The following is a 21878-nucleotide window of genomic DNA, read 5'->3' as shown; positions in this document are numbered from 1 at the left end:
TGCGAAGCGGTTTTGGGATTACGGCATGCACCAAGACTAGAACGGTGCATGCCGCTCAAAAGTGCGAAGCGGTTTTGGGATTACGGCATGCACCAAGACTAGAACGGTGCATGCCGCCCAAAAGTGCGAAGCGGTTTTGGGACTACGGCATGCACCCAAACAAAAAGGTGCCCGGGGAGGGCGACCGCCTGATGAGGAAGCCGCGCGCGACCGCTGCGACAAGCGGGCCGGACGGACTGGCGCCAGCCGGCGATGTCGCGGCGATTGTCGCCGGAACGCATGGCGATCCCTTTTCCGTTCTGGGCGTGCATGAGGCCGGCAACGGCTTCGTCGCCCGCTGCTTCGTCCCCAATGCCGAGTTCGTCACTGCCTACACGCTGACCGGCAAGGAGGTCGGGGAACTCGTCCGCAGCAACGATGCCGGGTTCTTCGAGGGCAGGCTTTCGATTCGCAAGCGCCAGCCGCTGCGCTATCACGCGAGGAATGCCGGTGGCGACTGGTGGCTGACCGATCCTTATTCATTCGGGCCGGTGCTGGGGCCGATGGACGACTACTACATGGCCGAGGGCTCGCACCTCAGGCTCTTCGACAAGCTCGGCGCCCATATCATCGACCATGAAGGCGCGACCGGCGTGCATTTCGCGGTATGGGCGCCCAATGCCCGGCGCGTGTCGGTGGTTGGCGCCTTCAACGACTGGGACGGCCGCCGGCACACCATGCGCGACCGCAAGGACACCGGCATCTGGGAGCTGTTCATTCCCGACCTCGGCGCCGGCCGGCCCTACAAGTTCGAGATCATCGGCCCCGACGGCGTGCGGCTGCCGCTCAAAGCCGATCCCTTCGCCTTCGAATCCGAGCTGCGCCCGGCTACCGCTTCGGTGACGGCGCCGCCGATGGCGCATCAATGGGGCGACGAGGCGCATCGCGGCTTCTGGCAGAAGGCCGACCCGCGGCGCGAGGCGATCTCGATCTACGAGGTCCATGCCGGCTCGTGGCAGCGCCGCGACGACGGCACGTTCCTCACCTGGGACGAGCTTGCCGCGCGGCTGATCCCTTACGTGGTCGACACCGGCTTCACCCATATCGAGTTCCTGCCGATCTCCGAGCACCCCTACGACCCGTCCTGGGGCTACCAGACGACCGGTCTCTATGCGCCGACCGCCCGTTTCGGCGATCCTGACGGCTTCGCCCGCTTCGTCGACGGCGCGCATCGCGCCGGCGTCGGCGTCATCCTCGACTGGGTGCCGGCGCATTTTCCCGTCGACGAACATGGGCTGGTGCAGTTCGACGGTACCGCGCTCTACGAGCATGCCGATCCGCGCCAGGGTTTTCATCCCGACTGGAACACCGCGATCTACAATTTCGGCCGCCGCGAGGTGGTGTCGTTCCTCGTCAACAACGCGCTGTTCTGGGCTGAAAAATACCATGTCGACGGCCTGCGCGTCGATGCGGTCGCCTCGATGCTCTACCTCGACTATTCGCGCAAGGCTGGCGAGTGGATCCCCAACGAGAAGGGCGGACGCGAGAACCTGCAGGCCGTCAGCTTCTTGCAGAAGATGAACAAGGAGCTCTACGGCCACCATCCCGGCGTGATGACGATCGCCGAGGAATCGACCTCATGGCCGAAGGTCTCTCGCCCGGTGCATGAAGGCGGGCTCGGCTTCGGCTTCAAGTGGAACATGGGCTTCATGCACGACACGCTGGAGTACCTCTCCAAGGAGCCCATCTTTCGCAAGCACCACCACAACGACATCACCTTCGGCCTCGTCTACGCTTTCTCGGAAAATTTCGTGCTGCCGCTCTCCCATGACGAGGTGGTGCACGGAAAGGGTACGCTGCTCCACAAGATGGCCGGCGACGACTGGCAGAAATTCGCCACGCTGCGCGCCTACTACGCCTTCATGTGGGGCTATCCCGGCAAGAAGCTCTTGTTCATGGGCCAGGAATTCGCCCAGCGCCGCGAGTGGAGCGAGGAACGCGCGCTCGACTGGAACCTGCTCGAATATGCCCCGCATCGCGGTGTCTGGCAGGTGGTGCGCGATCTGAACTACCTCTACCGCTCGCGCCCGGCCCTGCATGCGCGCGACTGCGAGCCCGAAGGCTTCTCCTGGCTGATCGTCGACGATCGCGACAACTCCGTCTTTGCCTGGCTGCGCAGCGCGCCGGACGGCAATCCGATCGCCGTCATCTCCAATTTCACGCCGGTGCCGCGCGAGAACTATCGTGTGCCGCTGCCGAAGGCGGGACAATGGCGCGAGATCATCAACACCGACGCCGCCGATTATGGCGGCTCCGGCATGGGTAATGGCGGCATGGTCGCGGCGAGTGAGGAAGGGGGCAGCACGTCGGCGACGATGCTGCTGCCGCCGCTGTCGACGATCATGCTGGAATTCGTCGCGGACGAAAGCAGATGATATCTCATCTGGCTGAAGCAAAGTCCCGGACAGCTTAGGAGGGAGGCAAACAATGGCAGAGATCAAGAGAACCCAGCCGCTGGCGCGCGATGCCATGGCCTATGTTCTGGCCGGCGGCCGCGGCAGCCGCCTCAAGGAGCTGACCGACCGCCGCGCCAAGCCCGCCGTCTATTTCGGCGGCAAGACGCGCATCATCGATTTTGCGCTGTCCAATGCGCTCAACTCCGGCATCCGCCGCCTCGGCGTCGCCACCCAGTACAAGGCGCACTCTTTGATCCGTCACCTGCAGCGCGGCTGGAATTTCCTTAGGCCGGAGCGAAACGAAAGCTTCGATATCCTGCCTGCCAGCCAGCGCGTGTCGGAAACGCAGTGGTATGAAGGCACGGCGGACGCCGTCTACCAGAACATCGACATCATCGAGGCCTACGGCCCAGAATACATGGTCATCCTCGCCGGCGACCACATCTACAAGATGGATTACGAGCTCATGCTGCGCCAGCATGTCGACGCCGGCGCCGACGTCACCGTCGGTTGCCTGGAAGTGCCGCGCATGGAGGCGACCGGCTTCGGCGTCATGCATGTCGACAAGAAGGACACTATCATCTCCTTCATCGAGAAGCCCGCCGATCCGCCAGGCATCCCGGACAAGCCGGACCACGCGCTGGCCTCGATGGGCATCTATGTCTTCAAGACCAAGTTCCTGATGGAGCAGCTGCGTCGCGACGCGGCCGAGCCCGGGTCCAGCCGCGACTTTGGCAAGGACATCATCCCCTACATCGTCCAGCACGGTAAGGCGATCGCCCACCGTTTCGCCAAGTCCTGCGTGCGCTCCTCGCATGAGGCCGAGCCCTATTGGCGCGATGTCGGCACCGTCGACGCCTATTGGGAAGCCAATATCGACCTGACCGACGTCACGCCCGAGCTCGATCTCTACGACCGCGACTGGCCGATCTGGACCTATGCCGAATTGAAGCCGCCGGCCAAGTTCGTGCACGACGAGGACGGCCGCCGCGGCGAGGCGATCTCCTCGCTGGTCTCGGGCGACTGCATCGTCTCCGGCGCCTCGCTGCGCCGCAGCCTGATCTTCACCGGCGCCCGCATCAATTCCTATTCCAAGCTCGAGGAGGTGGTGATGCTTCCCGACTGCTTTGTCGGGCGCAACGCGCGCCTCAAGCGCGTCGTCATCGACCACGGCGTCCGCATCCCGGAAGGACTGGTGGTCGGCGAGGATCCGGAGCTCGACGCCAAGCGCTTCCGCGTCTCGGAAAAGGGCATCTGCCTGATCACGCAGGACATGATCAACAAGTTGTCGACCTGACAAGGTCGATCAACAAGCTGTCACTTTAAACTCGGAATGTGAATCGCATGCAGGTTCTGTCGGTCACGCCCGAAATCTTCCCGCTGATCAAGACCGGCGGGCTTGCCGACGTGGCTGGCGCGCTGCCGATCGCGCTCGCCGCCAAGGGCGTGGCGATGCGCACGCTGGTTCCCGGCTATCCGGTGGTGATGGAGGCCTTCAAGAGAAAGAAGGCCGTCTACCAGTACCCGCTGCTGCAGGGCGGCAAGGCTTCGGTCCATGCCGTCAAGATCGGCGAGCTCGACCTTTTCGTGCTCGACGCGCCGCATCTCTTCGACCGCGTGGGTGGGCCTTATGGCAACGCTTCCGGTGCCGACTGGCCCGACAACTGGCGGCGCTTCGCGGCGCTGAGCCAGGTCGGCGGCGACATAGCCGGCGGCGCGATCTCGGGCTACCAGCCCGACATCGTGCATGCCCATGACTGGCAGTCGGCGATGACGCTGGCTTACATGCGCTACGGCAAGGCGGTCGGAGTGCCGTCTCTGATCACCGTGCACAACCTTGCCTTCCAGGGCCAGTTCGGCGCCGGCATCTTCGGCGAGCTCGGCCTGCCGGGCGTGGCCATGCAACTCGACGGCGTCGAATATTATGGCGGCGTCGGCTTTCTCAAGGCGGGCCTGCAGGCCGCCTGGGCGATCACCACCGTGAGCCCGACCTATGCGCAAGAGATTCGCTCGCCGGAATTCGGCATGGGTCTAGACGGCCTGATCAACATGCGTGCCGTCGACCTCTACGGCATCGTCAACGGCATCGATGTCGACATCTGGAACCCCGCGACCGACAAGCATCTGGTCGCCAATTACTCGGCCGAGACGCTCGAAGCCCGCGGCCTCAACCGCAAGGCCGTCGAGGAGCGCTTCAACCTCGAGAATGACGATAGCCCCATCGTCTGCGTCGTCAGCCGGCTGACCTGGCAGAAGGGCATGGACATCTTGGCCGCGGTCGTCGATGGCGTCGTTCAGCGTGGGGCACGACTGGCGGTGCTGGGCTCGGGCGATGCCGGCCTCGAAGGCTCGCTGCTTGCCGCCGCCGCGCGGCATCGCGGCCGCGTCGGCGTCGTCATCGGCTATGACGAAGCGCTCTCGCACATCATGCAGGGCGGCTGCGATGCCATCGTCATCCCGTCCCGCTTCGAGCCCTGCGGGCTGACACAGCTCTACGGCCTGCGCTATGGTTGCGTGCCGGTCGTCGCGCGCACCGGCGGCCTCGCCGACACCATCATCGACGCCAACGAGGCGGCGCTGTCGGCGGGTGTCGCCACCGGCTTCCAGTTCGCGCCCAACAATGGCGGCGCGCTGCTGCACGCCATCCGCCGGCTGGTCGAGGCGCATGCCAGGCCTGCCGCCTGGGCCTCGATCCAGCGCCAGGGCATGAAGGCCGATGTCTCCTGGGACAAGAGCGCTGAGAAATATGTCGAACTCTATCGCTTGCTGCTTACGAAAAGGGCTGCCTGAGGCATGATCAAAACCGTTCCCACCAAACCCTATACCGACCAGAAGCCCGGCACCTCCGGCCTGCGCAAGAAGGTGCCCGTCTTCCAGCAGGAGCACTATGCGGAGAACTTCATCCAGTCGATCTTCGACGCGCTGGAAGGTTTCGAGGGCAAGACGCTGGTGATCGGCGGCGACGGCCGCTTCTACAACCGCGAGGTCATCCAGAAGGCGATCGCCATGGCCGCGGCCAACGGCTTCGGCAAGGTGATGGTCGGGCAGGGTGGGATTCTGTCGACGCCTGCAGCTTCCAACATCATCCGCAAATACAAGACCTTTGGCGGCGTTATCCTGTCGGCCAGCCACAATCCGGGCGGCCCGCACGAGGATTTCGGCATCAAGTACAATGCCGGCAATGGCGGCCCGGCGCCGGAGAAGATCACCGACGCGATCTTCGAAAAGACCAAGACGATCTCGAGCTTCAAGATCGCCGACATCGGCACCGTTGACATTGACACGATCGGTACGGTCGACGCCGGCGGCATGACGGTCGAGGTCTTCGACCCGGTCAAGGACTATGCCGAGCTGATGGAGAGCCTGTTCGACTTCGACGCCATCCGTGCCAACTTCAAATACGGTTTCCGCATGCGCTTCGACGCCATGCATGCGGTGACCGGTCCCTACGCCAAGGAGATTCTCGAGCGCCGGCTCGGCGCCCCCAACGGCACCTGTCGCAACTTCAAGCCGCTGCCCGATTTCGGCGGTCACCACCCCGATCCGAACCTGGTGCACGCCAAGCATCTCTATGACGAGATGATGGGACCGGACGCGCCGGATTTCGGCGCCGCCTCGGATGGCGACGGCGACCGCAACCTGATCATCGGCAAGGGCATCTTCGTCACCCCGTCGGATTCGGTGGCGATGCTTGCCGCCAACGCGCATCTGGCGCCCGGCTACAAGGAAGGCCTGAAGGGCATCGCCCGCTCGATGCCGACAAGCGGCGCTGCCGACCGCGTCGCCGAAAAGCTCGGCATCGGCATTTACGAAACCCCGACCGGCTGGAAGTTCTTCGGCAATCTGCTCGACGCCGGCATGGCGACGATCTGCGGCGAGGAGAGCGCCGGCACCGGCTCCGACCATGTGCGCGAGAAGGACGGGCTGTGGGCCGTGCTTTTGTGGCTCAACATCCTCGCCGTGCGCGGCGAGAGCTGCAAGGACATCGTCACCAAGCATTGGGAGACTTACGGCCGCAACTATTATTCGCGTCATGACTACGAGGAGGTCGAGACCGAACGGGCGAACAGGCTGGTCGACGAATTGCGCGCCAAGCTCGGCTCGCTGCCCGGCACCACCCTGCGCGGCATGACAATCGCCAGCGCCGACGACTTCGCCTACCACGATCCGGTCGACGGCTCGGTGAGCAAGAATCAGGGCATCCGGATCCTGTTCGAAGGCGGCTCGCGCGTCGTCTTCCGCCTCTCCGGCACCGGCACCTCCGGTGCGACGCTGCGCGTCTATATCGAACGCTACGAGCCGGACAAGGCGAGGCACGACCTCGACACGCAGGAGGCGCTCGCCGACCTGATCGCAGCCGCCGAGGACATCGCCGGCATCAAGAGCCACACCGGCCGCGACAAGCCGAGCGTGATTACTTGAGGGTGGAGGCGAAGGCTTCCCCTTCTCCCCTTGTGGGAGAAGGTGGATCGGCGCGCAGCGCCGAGACGGATAAGGGGTGTGGGCCGGAGTGCACATATTGGCGATTGGCCGAAACGCCCACCGCTTCGTCATCCACGGGCGCAGCAAGGAGCGTAGCGACGCAGCGCAGTCCCGAGGATCCATGCCGTGACGTCGAGGCGGCGCTGCGGTCCAGATTCCTGCTCCGCTGTGCCCTTCGGTCGAGGTCACGGCATGGATCCCAGGGTCTTCGCGACGGAGCTTCGCTCCTGCTTCGCCCTGGGATGACGACGTCGCGGAGGCTTCGGCCCATCTCCAACGTTTGCAACACGCTACGAGGCTGGCGGGCGTGAGCGATTTTGGCGCCACCGTTACCCCCCAAGGCATCCGCTTCGCCGTCTGGTCGTCAGCTGCGAGACGCCTTTGGGTCTCGCTCTTCGATGACAGCGGCACGCGCGAACTCGACCGGCTGGAACTGAAGCCGGAAGGCGAGGGCGTGCATGCGCTCCTCGTCTCCGGCCTCGCTGAGGGCACGCGCTACGGCCTTCGCGCCGATGGCGGCTATGCGCCCGAGCGCGGCCTCTGGTTCGATCCGGACAAGCTTCTCATCGACCCCTACGCCGTCGAGATCGATCGGCCCTATCAATACCATTGGCGGCTTGCCGCCAAACGCAACGAAGGCGCCGACACCGCTCCGCTGATGCCGAAGGCCGTGGCGCGTGCTTTGCCGGAGCCTGTGCCCTTGAAGCCGCCGCTGTTCCAGCCCGGCGGCCTGATCTACGAGCTCAACGTCCGCTCCTTCACCAAACTGCATCCGGATGTCCCGGAAGCGCGGCGCGGCACCGTTGCGGCGCTCGCCCACCCCGCCGTCCTCGAGCATCTGAAGCGCCTCGGCGTCTCCGCCGTCGAACTGATGCCGATCACGGCGTCGATCGACGAGCGCCATTTGCCGCCGCTGGGACTGAGCAACGCCTGGGGCTACAACCCCGTCACCTTCATGGCGCTCGATCCGCGCCTGGCGCCCGGCGGTCTCAAGGAATTGCGCGACACCGTCGCGGCGTTGCGCGAGGCAGGCATCGGCACCATCCTGGACCTCGTCTTCAACCACACCGGGGAGAGCGACAGGTTTGGTCCGACGCTGTCGCTGCGCGGCCTCGACGCGCGGGCCTATTACAGTCACCTGCCGGACGGCCGGCTGGCCAACGACACCGGTACGGGCAACACGGTCGCATGCGATCATCCGGTCGTGCGGGATATGGTGCTCGACACGCTCCGCCATTTCGCCCGCTTCGCAGGCGTCGATGGCTTCCGCTTAGACCTGGCGCCGGTGCTCGGCCGCGTCGACGGTGCGTTCGATCCGGAAGCGCCGCTGCTCCAGGCCATCGCGGGCGATCCGGTGCTTGCCGATCGCTTCCTGATCGCCGAGCCGTGGGACATCGGGCCGAACGGCTATCAGCTCGGCAACTTCCAGCCGCCTTATCTGGAATGGAACGACCGCTATCGCGACGATGTCAGGCGCTTCTGGCGCGGCGATGCCGGCATGGTCGGCGCTTTGGCCACGCGGCTTGCCGGCTCCTCCGACGTGTTCGGCAGGGCAGGGCAGCCGGTGAGCCGCACCGTCAACTTCATAGCCGCGCATGACGGCGTGACGCTGGCCGACCTCGTCGCCTATGAAAAGAAGCACAACACGGCCAATGGCGAGCAGAATCGCGACGGCCACAACGACAATCTGTCGTGGAACAACGGCGTCGAGGGCGAGACGGATGACGCGGAAATCGCCGAGGCCCGCTTCGGCGATCGATGCGCGCTGCTTGCGACGCTCTTTGCCTCGCGCGGCACGATCATGCTGAGCGCCGGCGACGAGTTCGGCCGCACACAGAGAGGCAACAACAATGCCTACGCGCAGGACAACGCCATCACCTGGCTCGACTGGGCCGGCCGCGATCGGGCGCTGGAGCGATACGCCTCGTCACTCTCAGCACTGCGTCGCGTTTTTCCGCCATTGTCCGACACGAATTTCCTGACGGGAGAAGCCGCCGATGGATCGGAAATCCCCGACGTCGTCTGGCTGACCGAAACCGGCGTGCCGCTCGGCGAGGCCGAATGGAACGATCCCGGTCGACATCGCCTCGTCATGATGCTGGGGAATAGCGAAGGCGGTCGCCTTGCCGTCATGGTCAATGGCGACCGTCGCCAATGCGTCTTCACCTTGCCGGCTCGAGACGGCTACGAGTGGCATCCGGCGATCGAGGCGCAGGCGATCGGCCTGGCGCGGCCGCTGCCGGGCCGCAGCGTCAATTTCATGATCGAGCGCAGGGCTGGCAAGACCCGCGCCGGAAAGGCTTCATGATGGCTGATGGCAATTCGGAATGGTGGCGCGGCTGCGTGATCTACCAGATCTATCCGCGCTCCTTCCAGGACACGAGCGGCGACGGCAGCGGCGATCTCAAGGGCATCACGTCACGGCTCGCCCATGTCGCCTCGCTCGGCGTCGACGCCGTCTGGCTCTCGCCCTTCTTCAAGTCGCCGATGGCCGACATGGGCTACGACGTGTCGGACTATCGCGACGTCGATCCGATGTTCGGCACGCTGGAGGAGTTCGACGCGCTGGTTGCCGAGGCGCATAGGCTCGGCCTGAAGCTCATCATCGACCAGGTGATCTCGCATTCGTCCGACAGGCATGAATGGTTCGTCGAAAGCCGCGCCAGCCGCGACAACGCCAGGGCCGACTGGTATGTCTGGGCCGATGCCAAGCCGGATGGCAGCGCGCCCAACAACTGGCAATCGCTGTTCGGCGGCCCCGCCTGGGAGTGGGACGCCACCCGCCGGCAGTACTACATGCACAATTTCCTGGCCGCGCAGCCGGACCTCAATTTCCATACCCCGGAGGTGCAGGACGCGGTCCTCGACACCGTGCGCTTCTGGCTGGAGCGCGGCGTCGACGGCTTCCGGTTGGATACGGTCAACTACTATGTCCACGACCGTTGGCTCCGCGACAACCCGCCATTGGCGTCAAGCGTCGCCGGCACCAATGGCGCCACCACCACCTACGCCTTTCAGGAGCATCTCTTCGACAAGACGCGGCCAGAGAATCTCGACTTCCTGAAGCGGTTCCGCGCGCTGCTCGACGAGTATCCGGACCGCGCCGCGGTCGGCGAGGTGGGCGACGAGGACCGTTCGCTGCAGACGCTCGCAGCCTACACCTCCGGCGGCGACAAGCTGCAGATGTGCTACACCTTCGACCTGCTGGGTCAGCAATTCTCCGCCGCCCATGTGCGCGGCTGCGTCGAGGCGTTCGAGAATGCCGTTGCAGACGGCTGGGTCTGCTGGGCCTTCTCCAACCACGACGTCATGCGCCACGTCAGCCGCTGGACGCGGCCCGGCGAGAACCCGGACATCGTGGCGAAATTCTCGATCGCGCTGCTTTCTTGCCTGCGCGGCTCGATCTGCCTCTATCAGGGCGAGGAGCTTGGGCTTGAGGAAGCCGAGCTTGCCTATGAGGATCTGCGCGATCCGCTGGGCATCCGCTTCTGGCCGGGCGTGAAGGGCAGGGACGGTTGCCGCACGCCGATGGTCTGGGAAGCCGGCGCCGAGAATGGCGGCTTCTCCACGGCAAAGCCCTGGTTGCCGGTGCCGCAGGCGCATCGCGCCCGGGCAGTCGATGTGCAAAACGGTGAAGATGGTTCGGTGCTTGCCGCCTATCGCTCGATCCTGGCCCTGCGCAAGCGTCATCCGGCGCTGATCGCCGGCTCGATCCGTTTTCTCGAAGCCGAGGGCGATGTGCTGGCCTTTGTCCGCGAGCATCAAGACGAGAGGTTGTTATGCGTCTTCAACTTCGCCGGTGAACCGGCGAGCTGGACGCTGCCGGCCGAGATCAGGGATGTCGAGATAACGGCTCTTGCCGTTGACGTCGCCGGCGTCCTTGGCGGTGTTCTCGAAGAGATTGCGCTGGCGCTGCCGCCTGTGGGTTGCTTCGCCGGGAGAATTGGCTGACGGCCCGCCTACTGCACCAGCACCGAGCGTCCGCAGACCGCGCCGGTGACGCGCACATCGGCCTCGCCGACATGCACGCCAAGCGCCGCAAGCACGTTGTAGACGAGGTCGTCGACCGGCGCGGTCACGCCGTTGAGCAGCGTTGTGACCGCCGGTTTCACCGTGCCGAGCAGCGAAGTCACGTCAATGCCGAGGCCGAGCGCATTGACCGACAGCGACAGGTTGTTCACCAGCGAGGTGGTGAGCGACTGCGTGAGATTCTTCGTCGACACCGTTTTGATTGCCTTGTTGGCGATATCGGTGGCGCTGAAGGTGAGGGTCGTCGGCATCATGTTGGTGACCGATAAGGCCGACGATCCCTTGATCTGCAAAAGGTTGAGGTTGATCAGCAGCAGCTTGGCCTTGACATCGGCGATATCGGCGTCGCTGAAGGATTGCGGCTTGGTGAAATCGGCAAAGCCGCTGGCGCTGCTGTCGGCGAGATGCGCCGAGACGACGCCGGGCTGCGCGGCGATGGAAACCTTGATGCTGGATGGGCCGGTCGGGCAGCTGATGTCGGTCAGCTTGGCTTCGGCATAGGCGACCTCGACATTGAGCGGCAGGTTGACGGCGAGCAGCTTGATGCCGCCGCCAAGATTGGGCGTGCCGACGGTGACGCTGGCGTTGAGCTTGATGCGCGTCTGCGCCGTGCGTACCACCGTGCCCAACTCTCCCACCGCCAGCCAGGGCGAGTTCTGCATCGGCTCGCCGATGGCGATCTGGAGCGTCGTCGATGTCAGCCCTGGTATGGTGGCGCCGAGATTGACGGCGACCTGGTTCGTGCCGTTGGCTAAAGCGGCGGCTGCGGTCAGCATGCTCATGGCGCTGGCGTCGACCGAAAGTCCGGCCGGCTTCTGTCCGAGGCCGAGGCTGCCCACCGAGCCGAGGTCGATGAGCTGGCTGAGCGGGATCTTGACCGTATTGGTGGCGCTCGAGGCCATGGTCTGCAGCGCGAGCTTGGCCGTCCGGTCGAGCCCGGGCACGTTGGCCATGGCCGTGGCGATCTGACCGATCGTCGCCTTCGAGGCGAGCACGTCCGAGTAGGTCACGCCGGTCAGATGCAATTGCGTCGCCAAGGCGTCGGTGAAGGAAAGAACGTCGACATCGGCCGAGATCAGCGAATTGTAGTCCATCACGCTGAGCGAGATGTTGCCGCCGAGAAGGGCGCCGAGCAGCGCGTTGAGAATGCCGCCGTTGACGCTGGCGAGGCGCGACCCGACCGAGAACGCCGCTTCGGGCTGGGCGCTGGCGGTGGCCGTCGTGCCGATCACCGGCGGCGCCATCATCGAGGCGGCGAAATAGAGCGTGCCCTGCTTCTTCAGCGACACCTGTACGGCATTGTAGGGCAGCTTGCCGGCCTCGAAGCGGCTGCCGGCCGCTATGGAGCTGACCCCGGAATAGCGCCCGGGCACGACCTGCACGACCGCCTTGCTGCCGGTCGGCGCGACGTTGGCGCCCTGTTGCTGCACGGCGACGGACGTGATCCCGTTGTCCTTCAGCGTCGTCAGCACCGCTTGCTGGGCATTGTTGATGTGGGCGGCGGCGGTGATCGCAGCGAGGTCGACGATCGACTGCGCGGCGCGGCGTTCATTGTAGAGTGAGCCTTCGTCGACCGCGAATGCGGTCAGCGCCAGCGCGACCGGCGTGCAGAGCGCCGTCATGACCGCGAAGTTGGCGCGCCGGTCGGCGATCAGCCGTCGCGCCGCGTCCATCAGGCCCCCGCCCGAATTGCGCATCATATGCCTCCGACCCGGATCGTCGATTGACGCTGGATCGTGGTGCCCGGCAGCGGCAGGTCATGGAACAGGTTCCAGATCGGCAGGTTGCGCGCGTCATAGCTGACCGAGACGACGAACTGGCTGCCGTCGACGACGCTGTCCCTGGCGTCGACCGTCAGCTTGTTCGGGTCGACAAAGGGATAACCTGCGACGTCGTGGGCGATGAAATCTGTGACCAGCGCCTGTCGCTCCGTCTGGTTGAGGCCGGCAATCGCCGTTCGTGCCGCGTCGGCGGCGATTTGCTGGACCGAATGGCTGGCGCCGAAATAGATTCCGTATGCAACCATTCCGAGCAAAAGCAGGATGAAGATCGGCGCCAGCATGGCGAATTCGACCGCCGACGTGCCAGCGGCGTCAGCCCGGAAACAAGACCAAGGAGCAAGGAATTTTCGGTTCTTCAGCATGGTCCGGAGAATGCCAAAGCCTGCCTGCAAAAACAGAAAACGGCTGGAACAACCGAAAGGTGCACCAAGTTGAACGGAATGCTTAAGCTTTAGATTTCGCTGTTTTAGCGAGGCGCAGCTCACTCAACGTCAAGCAGTGGGCAGTTGAAATAAGATTTCGCTCTGTCTAGTCTCGCCGCCACCAGCCGCCGGAAGGGACCGGCGGCACGCTCAAAAGGAACCCGTCGAACGGTTCCGGGGCGTCAACACTCATGGCGTGGTTGAGGGGCCGCGTCCAAAGGGAGAGACTTCATGCTGAAAAATCTGCTGAAGGCGACCGTGTTCGCCACCACCATGGCCTTGGCGACCGGGACCTTCTACACGCCAGCCTTCGCCGAAACCGTCTACAACCGCGGGGCTGCCGCCGAAGCGGAAACGGTCGATCCGCACAAGACGTCGACAGTCTACGAAGCCGATATCATACGAGACCTGTTCCAGGGCCTCGTCATGCATGACCAGAAGACGAACCTCATTCCGGGCGCCGCCGAAAGCTGGACGGTGTCCGACGACGGCACCGTCTACACCTTCAAGCTGCGCAAGGACGGCCTCTGGTCGGATGGCAGCCCGGTGACGGCGGACGACTTCGTCTATTCCTTCCATCGGCTGGAAGATCCCGCCACCGCTGCGGAATACGCCTCGATGCTCTATCCGGTGAAGGGCGCCGAGGACTTCAACACCAAGAAAGGCAAGGCCGAGGATATGGGCGTGAAGGCGATCGACGCCAACACGCTTGAAGTCACGCTGAAGGCTCCGACGCCCTACTTCCTGGAGATGCTGACCCACCAGGCGACCTATCCGGTCAACAAGGCCTCCATAGACAAGCTCGGCGCCGACTGGATCAAGCCGGGCAAGCTGGTCTCCAACGGCGCCTATACGCTGGCGGAGTGGGTTCCCAACGACCATATGAAATTGGTCAAGAACCCGAAGTTCTGGGACGCCGCGAGCGTCAAGCTCGACGTAGTCAACTACATCCCGACCGAGGATCGCTCGTCGGCGATGAAGCGTTTCGAGGCCGGCGAACTCGACAGCTATGGCGACCTGCCGACCGAACAGCTCGCCGATCTCAAAACCAAATTCGGTGACCAGGTCCGTGTGGGGCCATATCTCGGCACCTATTATTATGCGATCAAGACCGACAAGGCGCCGTGGGACAATGTCGAGCTGCGCAACGCCATCTCGATGGCGATCGATCGCGACTTCCTCGCCGAGAAGGTCTGGCAGAACTCGATGCTGCCCGGCTATTCGATGGTGCCTCCGGGCATCGAGGGGTATACGCCGGCACTGGCCAAATACGCCGACATGCCGCAGATCGACCGCGAGGATGCGGCCAAGAAGATCCTGGAGAAGCTCGGCTATACGCCCGAGCATCCGTTGAAGATGGAGATCCGCTACAACACCTCGGAGAACCATAAGAATACGGCGGTCGCCATCCAGGAACAGCTGAAGCCGCTCGGCGTCGAGGTGACGCTGCTCAACACCGACACCAAGACCCACTATGGCTTCCTCGAGCAGAAGGGTAACTACGACGTCGCCCGCGCCGCCTGGATCGCCGACTACAAGGATCCCGAGACTTTCCTCGGCATCTCGCGCAAGGCCAGCGGCAACAACTACTCGAACTACAACAGCCCGGCCTATGAGGCTGCAATGGACAAGGCGGCCGCCGCCGGCGGCAAGCCCGAGGAGCGCATGAAGGACCTTGCCGCAGCCGAGCGCATCCTCGTCGACGACGTCGGACAGATCCCGCTTCTCTACTACAGCTACCACGACATCGTTTCCTCGAAGGTGCATGGCTTCGACGACAATGTGATGGACATTCATCCGTCCCGCTTCATCTCCAAGGACTGACAAGAAACCTTGGCCGTGCCGCCGCTCTCTTTTGGGAGCGGCGGTCGCGGTCTGTCGTCGTGCCGGGCCGAAAGTCGGATTGGATTTTCAGGCTGCCCGGTGCGAAGATCAGAGATGCCAGCGCGCCACGGTCTCGTCTGGAGAGCTGTCGCCCTGGCTGAAGCGGGGCGCCGATGCTGCGTTATGTCTTCCGGCGGCTTTTGACCGCCATCCCGACGCTATTCGTCATCGTGACGGTGGCGTTCTTCCTGATCCGCGTCGCGCCAGGGGGCCCGTTCAACCAGGAGCGGGGCCTGAGCCCCGAGATCAGGGCCAATCTCGAAGCCCAGTTCGGCCTCGACGATCCGCTCTGGCTGCAATATGTCCACTATCTCGGCAATCTTCTGCGCGGCAGTTTCGGCCCGAGCTACAACCTGCCGGATTTCACCGTCACCGAGCTCTTCGCCAAGGGCCTGCCGATCTCGGTGCAGATCGGTACCTCGGCGCTGGTGCTGGCGCTGCTGTTGGGCTCGATCCTCGGCACGATCGCGGCGCTCAACCAGAATAAGATAGCCGACTATTCGGTGATTGCCTTAGCTACCGCCGGCAGCACCATCCCCACCTTCGTCACCGCGCCGGTGATCCAGCTTGTCTTCGGGCTTTCCTGGAAGCTGTTGCCGATCGGCGGCTGGGGTGACGGCGCCCTGATCAACAAGGTCGGGCCGGTGCTGACGCTCGCCTTGCCGCAGATCGCCATCGTCGCCCGCCTGATGCGCGGCTCGATGATCGAGAGCCTGCGCTCGCACCATATCCGCACAGCCCGCGCGCTCGGCCTCTCCGACTGGTCGGTGGTGGTCAAGCACGCATTGCGCGGCGCCGTCCTGCCGATCGTCTCCTTCACCGGCCCGGCGGCGGCGGCGTTGCTCACCGGCTCGATCATCGTCGAGACCATCTTCTCCATCCCGGGAGTCGGGCGCTACTTCGTCGATGCCGCGCTCAACCGCGACTACACGCTGGTCATGGGAACCGTGGTGGTGATCGCGCTCTTTACCATCGTCTTCAACCTGATCGTCGATCTCCTCTACGCGGTCGTTGATCCGAGGGTGCGCTATGACTGAGCTTGCAGTCGCCGTTCCGGAGCCGATCGTCGGCCGCTCGCTCTGGGGCAATGCCTGGGCGCGGCTGAAGCGCAACCGCGCCGCCATGTTCAGCCTCTACTACCTGGCGTTCATCGCCATCATCAGCGTGTTCGGCCCAATGGTCGTGCCGCATGAATACACGACCATCTATGGCGACTATGTCCGCACGCCGCCGAGCCTTTCGGCCTATCCCAAGCCGGACATGATCCAGGGCGCTCTGAGCGATGCGATCAAGCGCATGCGCGTCGACATCAAGGAATGGCATCAGGACGACAGCCGCGTCATCGTCACCGTCACCTCGACCAAGCCGATCGACGACCGCAACATCCGCTATCTCGACCGCTCCGATGCCTTCGACGACACCAGGATCGAAAGCAAGTCGCCCGACGGCCTTGAAGTCACGATGAGCTCGGCCCTCAAGCAGCAATATTTCTTCTTCGGCACCGACAACACCGGGCGCGACCTGCTCTCGCGCACGTTGATGGCGGGGCGCATTTCGCTGGCCATCGGCCTGCTTGCCGGCGTCGTCGCCGGCGTCATCGGCGTCATTTACGGCGCGACGGCCGGCTTTGCCGGCGGCAGGGTCGACGAGGTGATGATGCGCGTCGTCGACGTGCTTTACTCGTTGCCGTTCATCTTCTTCGTCATCATGCTGGTGGTGTTCTTCGGCCGCAACTTCGTGCTGATGTTCCTGGCGGTCGGAGCGGTGCTGTGGCTCGACATGGCGCGCATCGTGCGCGGCCAGGCGCTGTCGATCCGCAGGCAGGAATATGTCCAGGCGGCCGAAGCGATGGGTGTCGGCCATCGCGGCATCCTCGTGCGCCATGTCATCCCGAATCTGCTCGGTCCGGTGGTCATCTACATGACGTTGCTCGTGCCGCAGGTAATCATCCTGGAGAGTTTTCTTTCCTTCCTTGGCCTCGGCGTGCAGGAGCCGATGACCAGCTGGGGCGTGCTGATTTCCGTCGGCGCCAAGAACATCGGCTATGCCAACTGGCTGCTTCTGTTCCCGGCCTTCTTTCTCGTCTCGACGTTGTTTGCGTTGAATTTCGTCGGCGACGGCCTGCGCGACGCGCTCGACCCGAAAGATCGATAGGGGATCGCTGACATGGCTTCCGAAACGATCCTCAGCGTCAAGGACCTGCGCGTCCGCTTCCAGACCCTCGACGGCACAGTCGAGGCGGTCAAGGGCATCAACATCAGCGTCAATGCCGGCGAGACCGTCGCCGTGGTCGGCGAATCCGGCTCCGGCAAGAGCCAGACGATGATGGCGGCGATGAGCCTGCTTTCCTCCAATGGCGAGGCGACCGGCCAGGTCGACTATCGCGGCCGCAATCTTCTGGAGATGACCAAGAGCGAGCTCAACAAGGTGCGTGGGCGCAAGATCAGCATGATCTTTCAGGAGCCGATGACCTCGCTCGATCCGCTCTACACGATCGGCAACCAGCTCATCGAGCCGATCCGCCGGCACCGCGGCCTCAACGCGCAGGCGGCGCGCGAGGAAGCGCTGAAGCTCCTGAGGCTGGTGCACATTCCCGATCCCGAACGGCGGATGAAATCCTATCCGCACGAAATGTCGGGCGGCCAGCGCCAGCGCGTCATGATCGCCATGGCCTTGGCCAACGATCCCGACATTCTGATCGCCGACGAGCCGACGACGGCGCTCGACGTCACCATCCAGGCGCAGATTCTGATGCTGCTTGCAGAGCTGCAGCGCAAGCTCGGCATGGCGATCGTCTTCATCACCCACGACCTCGGCATCGTGCGGCGCTTCGCCGACCGCGTCTATGTCATGCGCCAGGGCGAGGTGGTGGAGGAGGGCGATGCGCAAGCGCTCTTCGCCAACCCGCAGCACGCCTATACCAAGATGCTGCTCGCGGCCGAGCCGACCGGCACCAAGGCGGCGCCGCCAGCCAGTTCGCCGGTGCTGCTCGAAGGCCGCAATGTCGAAGTCGTCTTCAAGATCGGCGGCGGCTTCCTCGGCGGCGAGCCTCTGATGCTGCGCGCGGTGGATAAGATCTCGGTTCGGCTGAAGCGAAACCAGACCATCGGCATCGTCGGCGAGTCCGGCTCCGGCAAGTCGACACTCGGCCGCGCGCTGCTGAGGCTTTTGCCCAGCGACGGCGTCATCCGCTTCGGCGACCGCGACATCTCCGAGGCGGATCGCCAGGCGATGCGGCCGCTCAGGCGCGAATTGCAGCTCGTCTTCCAGGATCCGTTCGGTTCGCTGTCGCCACGCATGACGGTCGGCCAGGTCATCACCGAGGGACTTTTGGTGCACGAGCCGTCGCTGACCGGCAAGCAGCGCGACCATCGCGCCGTCGAGGCGCTGCGCGAGGTCGGCCTCGATCCCAATGCGCGCAACCGCTACCCGCACGAGTTCTCCGGCGGCCAGCGCCAGCGCATCGCGATTGCCCGCGCCATGATCCTGAAGCCGAAGGTGGTGGTGCTGGACGAGCCGACCTCGGCGCTCGACCGCTCGGTGCAGAAGCAGATCGTCGAGCTGCTGCGCAAGCTGCAAGCCGACCACGAGCTGTCCTATCTCTTCATCAGCCACGACCTCGCTGTGGTGCGTGCCATGGCCGACTACATCATTGTCATGAAGCAGGGAAAGATCGTCGAGGAAGGGCCGACGGAAGAAATCTTCGGCGATCCGCGCGAGGCCTACACCCGGACGCTGATGAATGCGGCGATCGACACAGCGCGGTTTAGGATCAGCGCCTGAACTCACCGCCGCTTGCCGGCAGGCGGTTTATTGCGAGGACGGGCATCTTTGCTTCCTTGCCGCGACGATGGCCTGCTGCTGTTGCTGCAGCTTTTCGATTCGGGCGGTATCGCGATTGGCCACAACCGCCTTGACCCGCTCGCCGCCGAGCAGCCAACTCGGCACGCTGGTATTGGCGACCTTGCCGCGGCCGATGGCAGTCCGTGAGATCTCGGTGGCGGTATCGCCGAGCGCGCTGTTGAGCTCGGCACAACTCATCCTGTCGTATTTCGCCGGATCGATCGACGCGGCCGTCGATGAGCAGCCCGCGGCGAAAAGCAGCGTCGCGATTACCGGCAAAATAGCTGTCGGCATGAACTTCATTTTCTTACCGGGCCGCTCCGATGGTTTGGATTCCGTCGAACTGGGACAGGGTGCCATTAAAGCATGTCTCCCGAAAGTGGGAACCGGTTTCGGGACAAAGACATGCGTAAAATCAAAAACCTAAAGCGCACGGAGCGAATCTGAAATGAATCTGAAAGATCGCGACGCGCTTTAGGTCAAAGTAAGAGCGCGCTGTCGAGCACAATGGCCGGCGGCAACTGTTCAGGCTCGCTATTCGCTGCTGAAAGGTTAGGTGGGAGACGGGAACACAACCATCCTATCTTCCCTAAGAGACCGAGACGCCAAGCGCGGGACCGGAGCGGTTTTGATATGACGTGACTGGGCCGCCGTCCTGGATCTTGCCGTATCCATTCGATCCGAAGACGTCGGCAACGCCGCTGGCGCTTCGACCAAAATAGAAGCTCTCAGGCGGATCTTCCGGGCGGGACTGGCCGCCGTGGCCACCCAGTCTACCTAGTCTGCCTCACCATCAAAGATCACGGCGCGGCCCCGCGGACCGCTCATCCGGACGATCAGCGTCTCGAGCTCTTCGTCCGTCATCTTGGTCGAAATATGCCGGCGGCATTCGGCGATCGTCTCGGACACCGAAATCCCGGCCTCTGCGGGCGCATCATCGAGTATGCGGCCGATTTCGATAACGACGTCGGCATCGATGTTTCTAGGCAAATCCTGCATGGCACTTTCCCTTCGAATGTAGCCCGCCGGTCCAGAGAATTTTCGAGAACGAATTCCAGGGCTGCGCTCTCGTCTGCAACAAATGCGGATCGTCCGCTGATCTTTGGGCGATTGAAGATCGCAGCCAGGCGCGCTCGACTCGTCGCCGCGGCAAGAGCGGCAGCCCGACCTGAGAGCGACGTGCGGACCTCTGTCGATGGTGGTCGCGACAGGAGCGCATATGGCTTTCTATCGTGGCTCGAGGGGCGGAAACATCTGACGAAGGTCACGGTCAGTGGTGACCAACGTCATGTGGAAGGCATGTCTTGCACGCCTCAAAGCTGGAAAATGGATCGCGGCTGCCTGCTGCCGGCGTCGATCGCCGATCCGGTCTTCGATCGAGTCCCGCCGTAGGGTCGATCGGCGTCCCCCGCTGCTTGGCGTGCGGATATGCGGGCCGTCAAGGATGACGGCGTCACAGTCGAGAGCAATGGCAGAACCTGAAAGCAGGAATGCGGCGATCACGATCGGGATGGCCGGCCTGCGCGCATGGTTTCAGGCGGATATCGGGAAGGAGATGGAAGGGCTGAGAGCCTAACCCATTGTTTTTTCTGGTCGGAGTGGCAGGATTTGGACCTGCGACCCCATCGTCCCGAACGACGGGGTTTGCCAGCAAAAGCCCGGATTTCCGCCATTTCTTGTCACGCTTGGGTGCTTCTGTTCGCCTTTGTTTCCGACTTAACTGTGGGGTTTCTGTGGGGAATGGCGGGAGCGTTCGCCTTCTGTCCCCCGGGCATTCTCACGATATTATTTGTAAGGTTTCGCGAGCGCGCCTTGGAGACGATAGCTTCGGCTGCATCTGATGGCGTCGCGACAGGAATATCCATCATAACAAAGGGTTGAGGCCGATTTGGAGGCAGAACCATCGAGCTGCCAGTGGTGGCTTCCGTCCCTCAGTCCTTCCGGCGCCGGACTTTAGCGTAGCAATCGGCGCAGTGTTTTTCGGCGGGATTGTGAACAACTCGGACACGTGATGTTCGAGAACCTTCGACACCTTTTCGAGAGGGGTGATCGAGACCGCTGCAAGTCAAGGTCGGCGCACCGGCGCCCAAGGGCCTGGGGAAGGAAAAGGCCGAATGTTGACGCCGGGGCTTGGCCGGATGAAGTTCTTCAAGGGCGAGGAGAAGCTTCGCCATGCCTCGCTGAAGGATTTTCGCGAGGAGTAGCTGAAACAAAGGTCTATTTCGGCGGTTGTCGTCCATGGAGAGTTCCCCATGACAGACGATCAGGAAAAGGTCTCAGCCGAGACAGAATTGCTGGCCAGGCGCCTGGCACGCGAAAGCGGCGTCACCGTCGACGAAGCGCGCGAATTGATACACCTCATCGGGACAGACTGGAGCTCGCTGCTGCGAGAGGCTCACTTCCTCAAAGGGCGACACTGATGAGCGAGCGCGGTGCTGAATTCTTCAGCCAATGGATCACCCATAACGTGATGCGCGGCAGCGTTGGCGCAGACATCATTTCGGTCGCCGAACTGACCGACAAGTTGTTTTCCGACGCCAAGGCGGCGGGCGTTTCCGAGGATGAAATCGAAGAGGAGGTCGGAAGCGCCTACGAAGCAATCCTGGCCGCGATCATGGGTCGCGAGATCATGGATCGCGGAGGCAAATCCAACTGAGCAGGGCGTGTTTTGAAGGGGGTCAAAGCGATTCGACATCGTCCCGCCGTTTAGCAATTCCTGAAACAAAAGCCGCGCCGCACCGTTGCCCCTGTGCCAGGTGAAAGTCCCCACCCCCACACCTGGCTGTCCCCAGATTCCCGCTGGCTTCGGCCGGCGGGCTTTTTGAATTCTGCGAAAGCGCGGCGGGTGGCTTGCTAAGCTTTTGCGAAACCGGCACATCCGGGCGTGCAAACAGATGCCCGCCAGATGGGGTAGCGGCGGGCATCCACCTCTCTCCTGCCGACGATGAAGCGACTCTCGCCGGCTCTGCTTAAATAATGCGGGGGACACAATGTTCCTGCAC

16 protein-coding genes are annotated in these 21878 nt (G+C 63.6%); 12 read left to right on the top strand and 4 right to left on the bottom strand.

Features of this window, described 5'->3' with window-relative positions; all coding sequences use genetic code 11:
• Window positions 1-191: 191 nt before the first annotated feature.
• From glgB to QAZ22_RS27865, 6 genes are all read left to right on the top strand, one after another.
• Window positions 192-2414 (top strand): 1,4-alpha-glucan branching protein GlgB, encoded by a 2223-nt coding sequence (gene glgB, locus QAZ22_RS27890; RefSeq protein WP_278204050.1) that lies wholly within the window; start codon window positions 192-194, stop codon window positions 2412-2414.
• 52 nt (window positions 2415-2466) lie between these two features.
• Window positions 2467-3732, top strand: coding sequence for a glucose-1-phosphate adenylyltransferase (glgC, locus tag QAZ22_RS27885; RefSeq protein ID WP_278204048.1), 1266 nt, complete (start codon window positions 2467-2469; stop codon window positions 3730-3732).
• Window positions 3733-3779: 47 nt separating this feature from the next.
• Window positions 3780-5225, top strand: a complete 1446-nt coding sequence (gene glgA / locus QAZ22_RS27880; protein WP_278204046.1) for a glycogen synthase GlgA — start codon at window positions 3780-3782, stop codon at window positions 5223-5225.
• Between the two features lie 3 nt (window positions 5226-5228).
• On the top strand, window positions 5229-6857 hold the full coding sequence (locus tag QAZ22_RS27875; RefSeq protein WP_278204045.1) for an alpha-D-glucose phosphate-specific phosphoglucomutase: 1629 nt from the start codon (window positions 5229-5231) through the stop codon (window positions 6855-6857).
• Window positions 6858-7224: 367 nt separating this feature from the next.
• Window positions 7225-9225, top strand: a complete 2001-nt coding sequence (gene glgX, locus QAZ22_RS27870; RefSeq protein ID WP_278204044.1) for a glycogen debranching protein GlgX — start codon at window positions 7225-7227, stop codon at window positions 9223-9225.
• Window positions 9225-10868, top strand: coding sequence for an alpha-glucosidase family protein (locus QAZ22_RS27865; protein ID WP_278207964.1), 1644 nt, complete (start codon window positions 9225-9227; stop codon window positions 10866-10868). The genes glgX and QAZ22_RS27865 overlap by 1 nt, the downstream gene beginning before the upstream one ends.
• 8 nt (window positions 10869-10876) lie before the next feature.
• Here the strand turns inward: QAZ22_RS27865 and QAZ22_RS27860 are convergent, their stop codons facing one another.
• Together QAZ22_RS27860 and QAZ22_RS27855 are read right to left on the bottom strand one after the other, a co-directional pair.
• Window positions 10877-12646 (bottom strand): pilus assembly protein TadG-related protein, encoded by a 1770-nt coding sequence (locus QAZ22_RS27860; RefSeq protein ID WP_278204043.1) that lies wholly within the window; start codon window positions 12644-12646, stop codon window positions 10877-10879.
• Window positions 12643-13008 (bottom strand): TadE/TadG family type IV pilus assembly protein, encoded by a 366-nt coding sequence (locus QAZ22_RS27855; protein ID WP_278204041.1) that lies wholly within the window; start codon window positions 13006-13008, stop codon window positions 12643-12645. Before QAZ22_RS27855 ends, QAZ22_RS27860 begins: the two co-directional genes overlap by 4 nt.
• A 372-nt stretch (window positions 13009-13380) precedes the next feature.
• On the opposite strand from QAZ22_RS27855, the gene QAZ22_RS27850 reads away from it, so the two are divergent.
• From QAZ22_RS27850 to QAZ22_RS27835, 4 genes are all read left to right on the top strand, one after another.
• Window positions 13381-14973: a peptide ABC transporter substrate-binding protein gene (locus QAZ22_RS27850; protein ID WP_278204039.1), complete on the top strand. Its 1593-nt coding sequence runs from the start codon at window positions 13381-13383 to the stop codon at window positions 14971-14973.
• 173 nt (window positions 14974-15146) lie between these two features.
• On the top strand, window positions 15147-16070 hold the full coding sequence (locus QAZ22_RS27845) for an ABC transporter permease subunit (protein ID WP_095813150.1): 924 nt from the start codon (window positions 15147-15149) through the stop codon (window positions 16068-16070).
• Complete coding sequence (locus QAZ22_RS27840) at window positions 16063-17187, top strand: ABC transporter permease subunit (RefSeq protein ID WP_278204035.1); 1125 nt, start codon at window positions 16063-16065, stop codon at window positions 17185-17187. Before QAZ22_RS27845 ends, QAZ22_RS27840 begins: the two co-directional genes overlap by 8 nt.
• Window positions 17188-17199: 12 nt before the next feature.
• Entirely contained in the window at window positions 17200-18816 is a 1617-nt protein-coding gene (locus QAZ22_RS27835) for an ABC transporter ATP-binding protein (RefSeq protein ID WP_278204033.1), read from the top strand.
• A gap of 27 nt (window positions 18817-18843) precedes the next feature.
• On the opposite strand, the gene QAZ22_RS27830 is transcribed toward QAZ22_RS27835, so the two are convergent.
• Window positions 18844-19179 carry a hypothetical protein gene (locus QAZ22_RS27830; protein ID WP_278204031.1) on the bottom strand — a complete coding sequence of 112 codons (336 nt, stop codon included), beginning with the start codon at window positions 19177-19179 and terminating at the stop codon, window positions 18844-18846.
• A gap of 474 nt (window positions 19180-19653) precedes the next feature.
• The gene (locus QAZ22_RS27825) at window positions 19654-19875 is read right to left on the bottom strand and encodes a hypothetical protein (protein WP_278204030.1); all 222 of its coding nucleotides are present in this window, start codon (window positions 19873-19875) and stop codon (window positions 19654-19656) included.
• A 1253-nt stretch (window positions 19876-21128) separates the two neighbouring features.
• On the opposite strand from QAZ22_RS27825, the gene QAZ22_RS27820 reads away from it, so the two are divergent.
• Both QAZ22_RS27820 and QAZ22_RS27815 read left to right on the top strand, forming a co-directional pair.
• Entirely contained in the window at window positions 21129-21296 is a 168-nt protein-coding gene (locus QAZ22_RS27820; RefSeq protein WP_278204028.1) for a hypothetical protein, read from the top strand.
• On the top strand, window positions 21296-21532 hold the full coding sequence (locus QAZ22_RS27815) for a hypothetical protein (protein ID WP_278204027.1): 237 nt from the start codon (window positions 21296-21298) through the stop codon (window positions 21530-21532). The genes QAZ22_RS27820 and QAZ22_RS27815 overlap by 1 nt, the downstream gene beginning before the upstream one ends.
• Window positions 21533-21878: the final 346 nt, after the last annotated feature.

It is taken from the genome of Mesorhizobium sp. WSM4906, assembly GCF_029674625.1.
Taxonomy (GTDB): Bacteria; Pseudomonadota; Alphaproteobacteria; order Rhizobiales; family Rhizobiaceae; genus Mesorhizobium.
Note: the sequence above shows the minus strand (reverse complement) of the source record. Positions and strands in the feature narration are given on the sequence as shown.

Coding starts and splice junctions, on each gene's coding strand:
- QAZ22_RS27820 (WP_278204028.1), top strand. CDS start 21,129: ATGACAGACGATCAGGAAAAGGTCTCAGCCGAGACAGAATTGCTGGCC.
- glgB (WP_278204050.1), top strand. CDS start 192: ATGAGGAAGCCGCGCGCGACCGCTGCGACAAGCGGGCCGGACGGACTG.
- QAZ22_RS27865 (WP_278207964.1), top strand. CDS start 9,225: ATGGCTGATGGCAATTCGGAATGGTGGCGCGGCTGCGTGATCTACCAG.
- glgC (WP_278204048.1), top strand. CDS start 2,467: ATGGCAGAGATCAAGAGAACCCAGCCGCTGGCGCGCGATGCCATGGCC.
- QAZ22_RS27860 (WP_278204043.1), bottom strand. CDS start 12,646: ATGATGCGCAATTCGGGCGGGGGCCTGATGGACGCGGCGCGACGGCTG.
- QAZ22_RS27835 (WP_278204033.1), top strand. CDS start 17,200: ATGGCTTCCGAAACGATCCTCAGCGTCAAGGACCTGCGCGTCCGCTTC.
- QAZ22_RS27825 (WP_278204030.1), bottom strand. CDS start 19,875: ATGCAGGATTTGCCTAGAAACATCGATGCCGACGTCGTTATCGAAATC.
- QAZ22_RS27875 (WP_278204045.1), top strand. CDS start 5,229: ATGATCAAAACCGTTCCCACCAAACCCTATACCGACCAGAAGCCCGGC.
- QAZ22_RS27855 (WP_278204041.1), bottom strand. CDS start 13,008: ATGCTGGCGCCGATCTTCATCCTGCTTTTGCTCGGAATGGTTGCATAC.
- QAZ22_RS27845 (WP_095813150.1), top strand. CDS start 15,147: ATGCTGCGTTATGTCTTCCGGCGGCTTTTGACCGCCATCCCGACGCTA.
- QAZ22_RS27815 (WP_278204027.1), top strand. CDS start 21,296: ATGAGCGAGCGCGGTGCTGAATTCTTCAGCCAATGGATCACCCATAAC.
- QAZ22_RS27850 (WP_278204039.1), top strand. CDS start 13,381: ATGCTGAAAAATCTGCTGAAGGCGACCGTGTTCGCCACCACCATGGCC.
- QAZ22_RS27840 (WP_278204035.1), top strand. CDS start 16,063: ATGACTGAGCTTGCAGTCGCCGTTCCGGAGCCGATCGTCGGCCGCTCG.
- glgA (WP_278204046.1), top strand. CDS start 3,780: ATGCAGGTTCTGTCGGTCACGCCCGAAATCTTCCCGCTGATCAAGACC.
- QAZ22_RS27830 (WP_278204031.1), bottom strand. CDS start 19,179: ATGAAGTTCATGCCGACAGCTATTTTGCCGGTAATCGCGACGCTGCTT.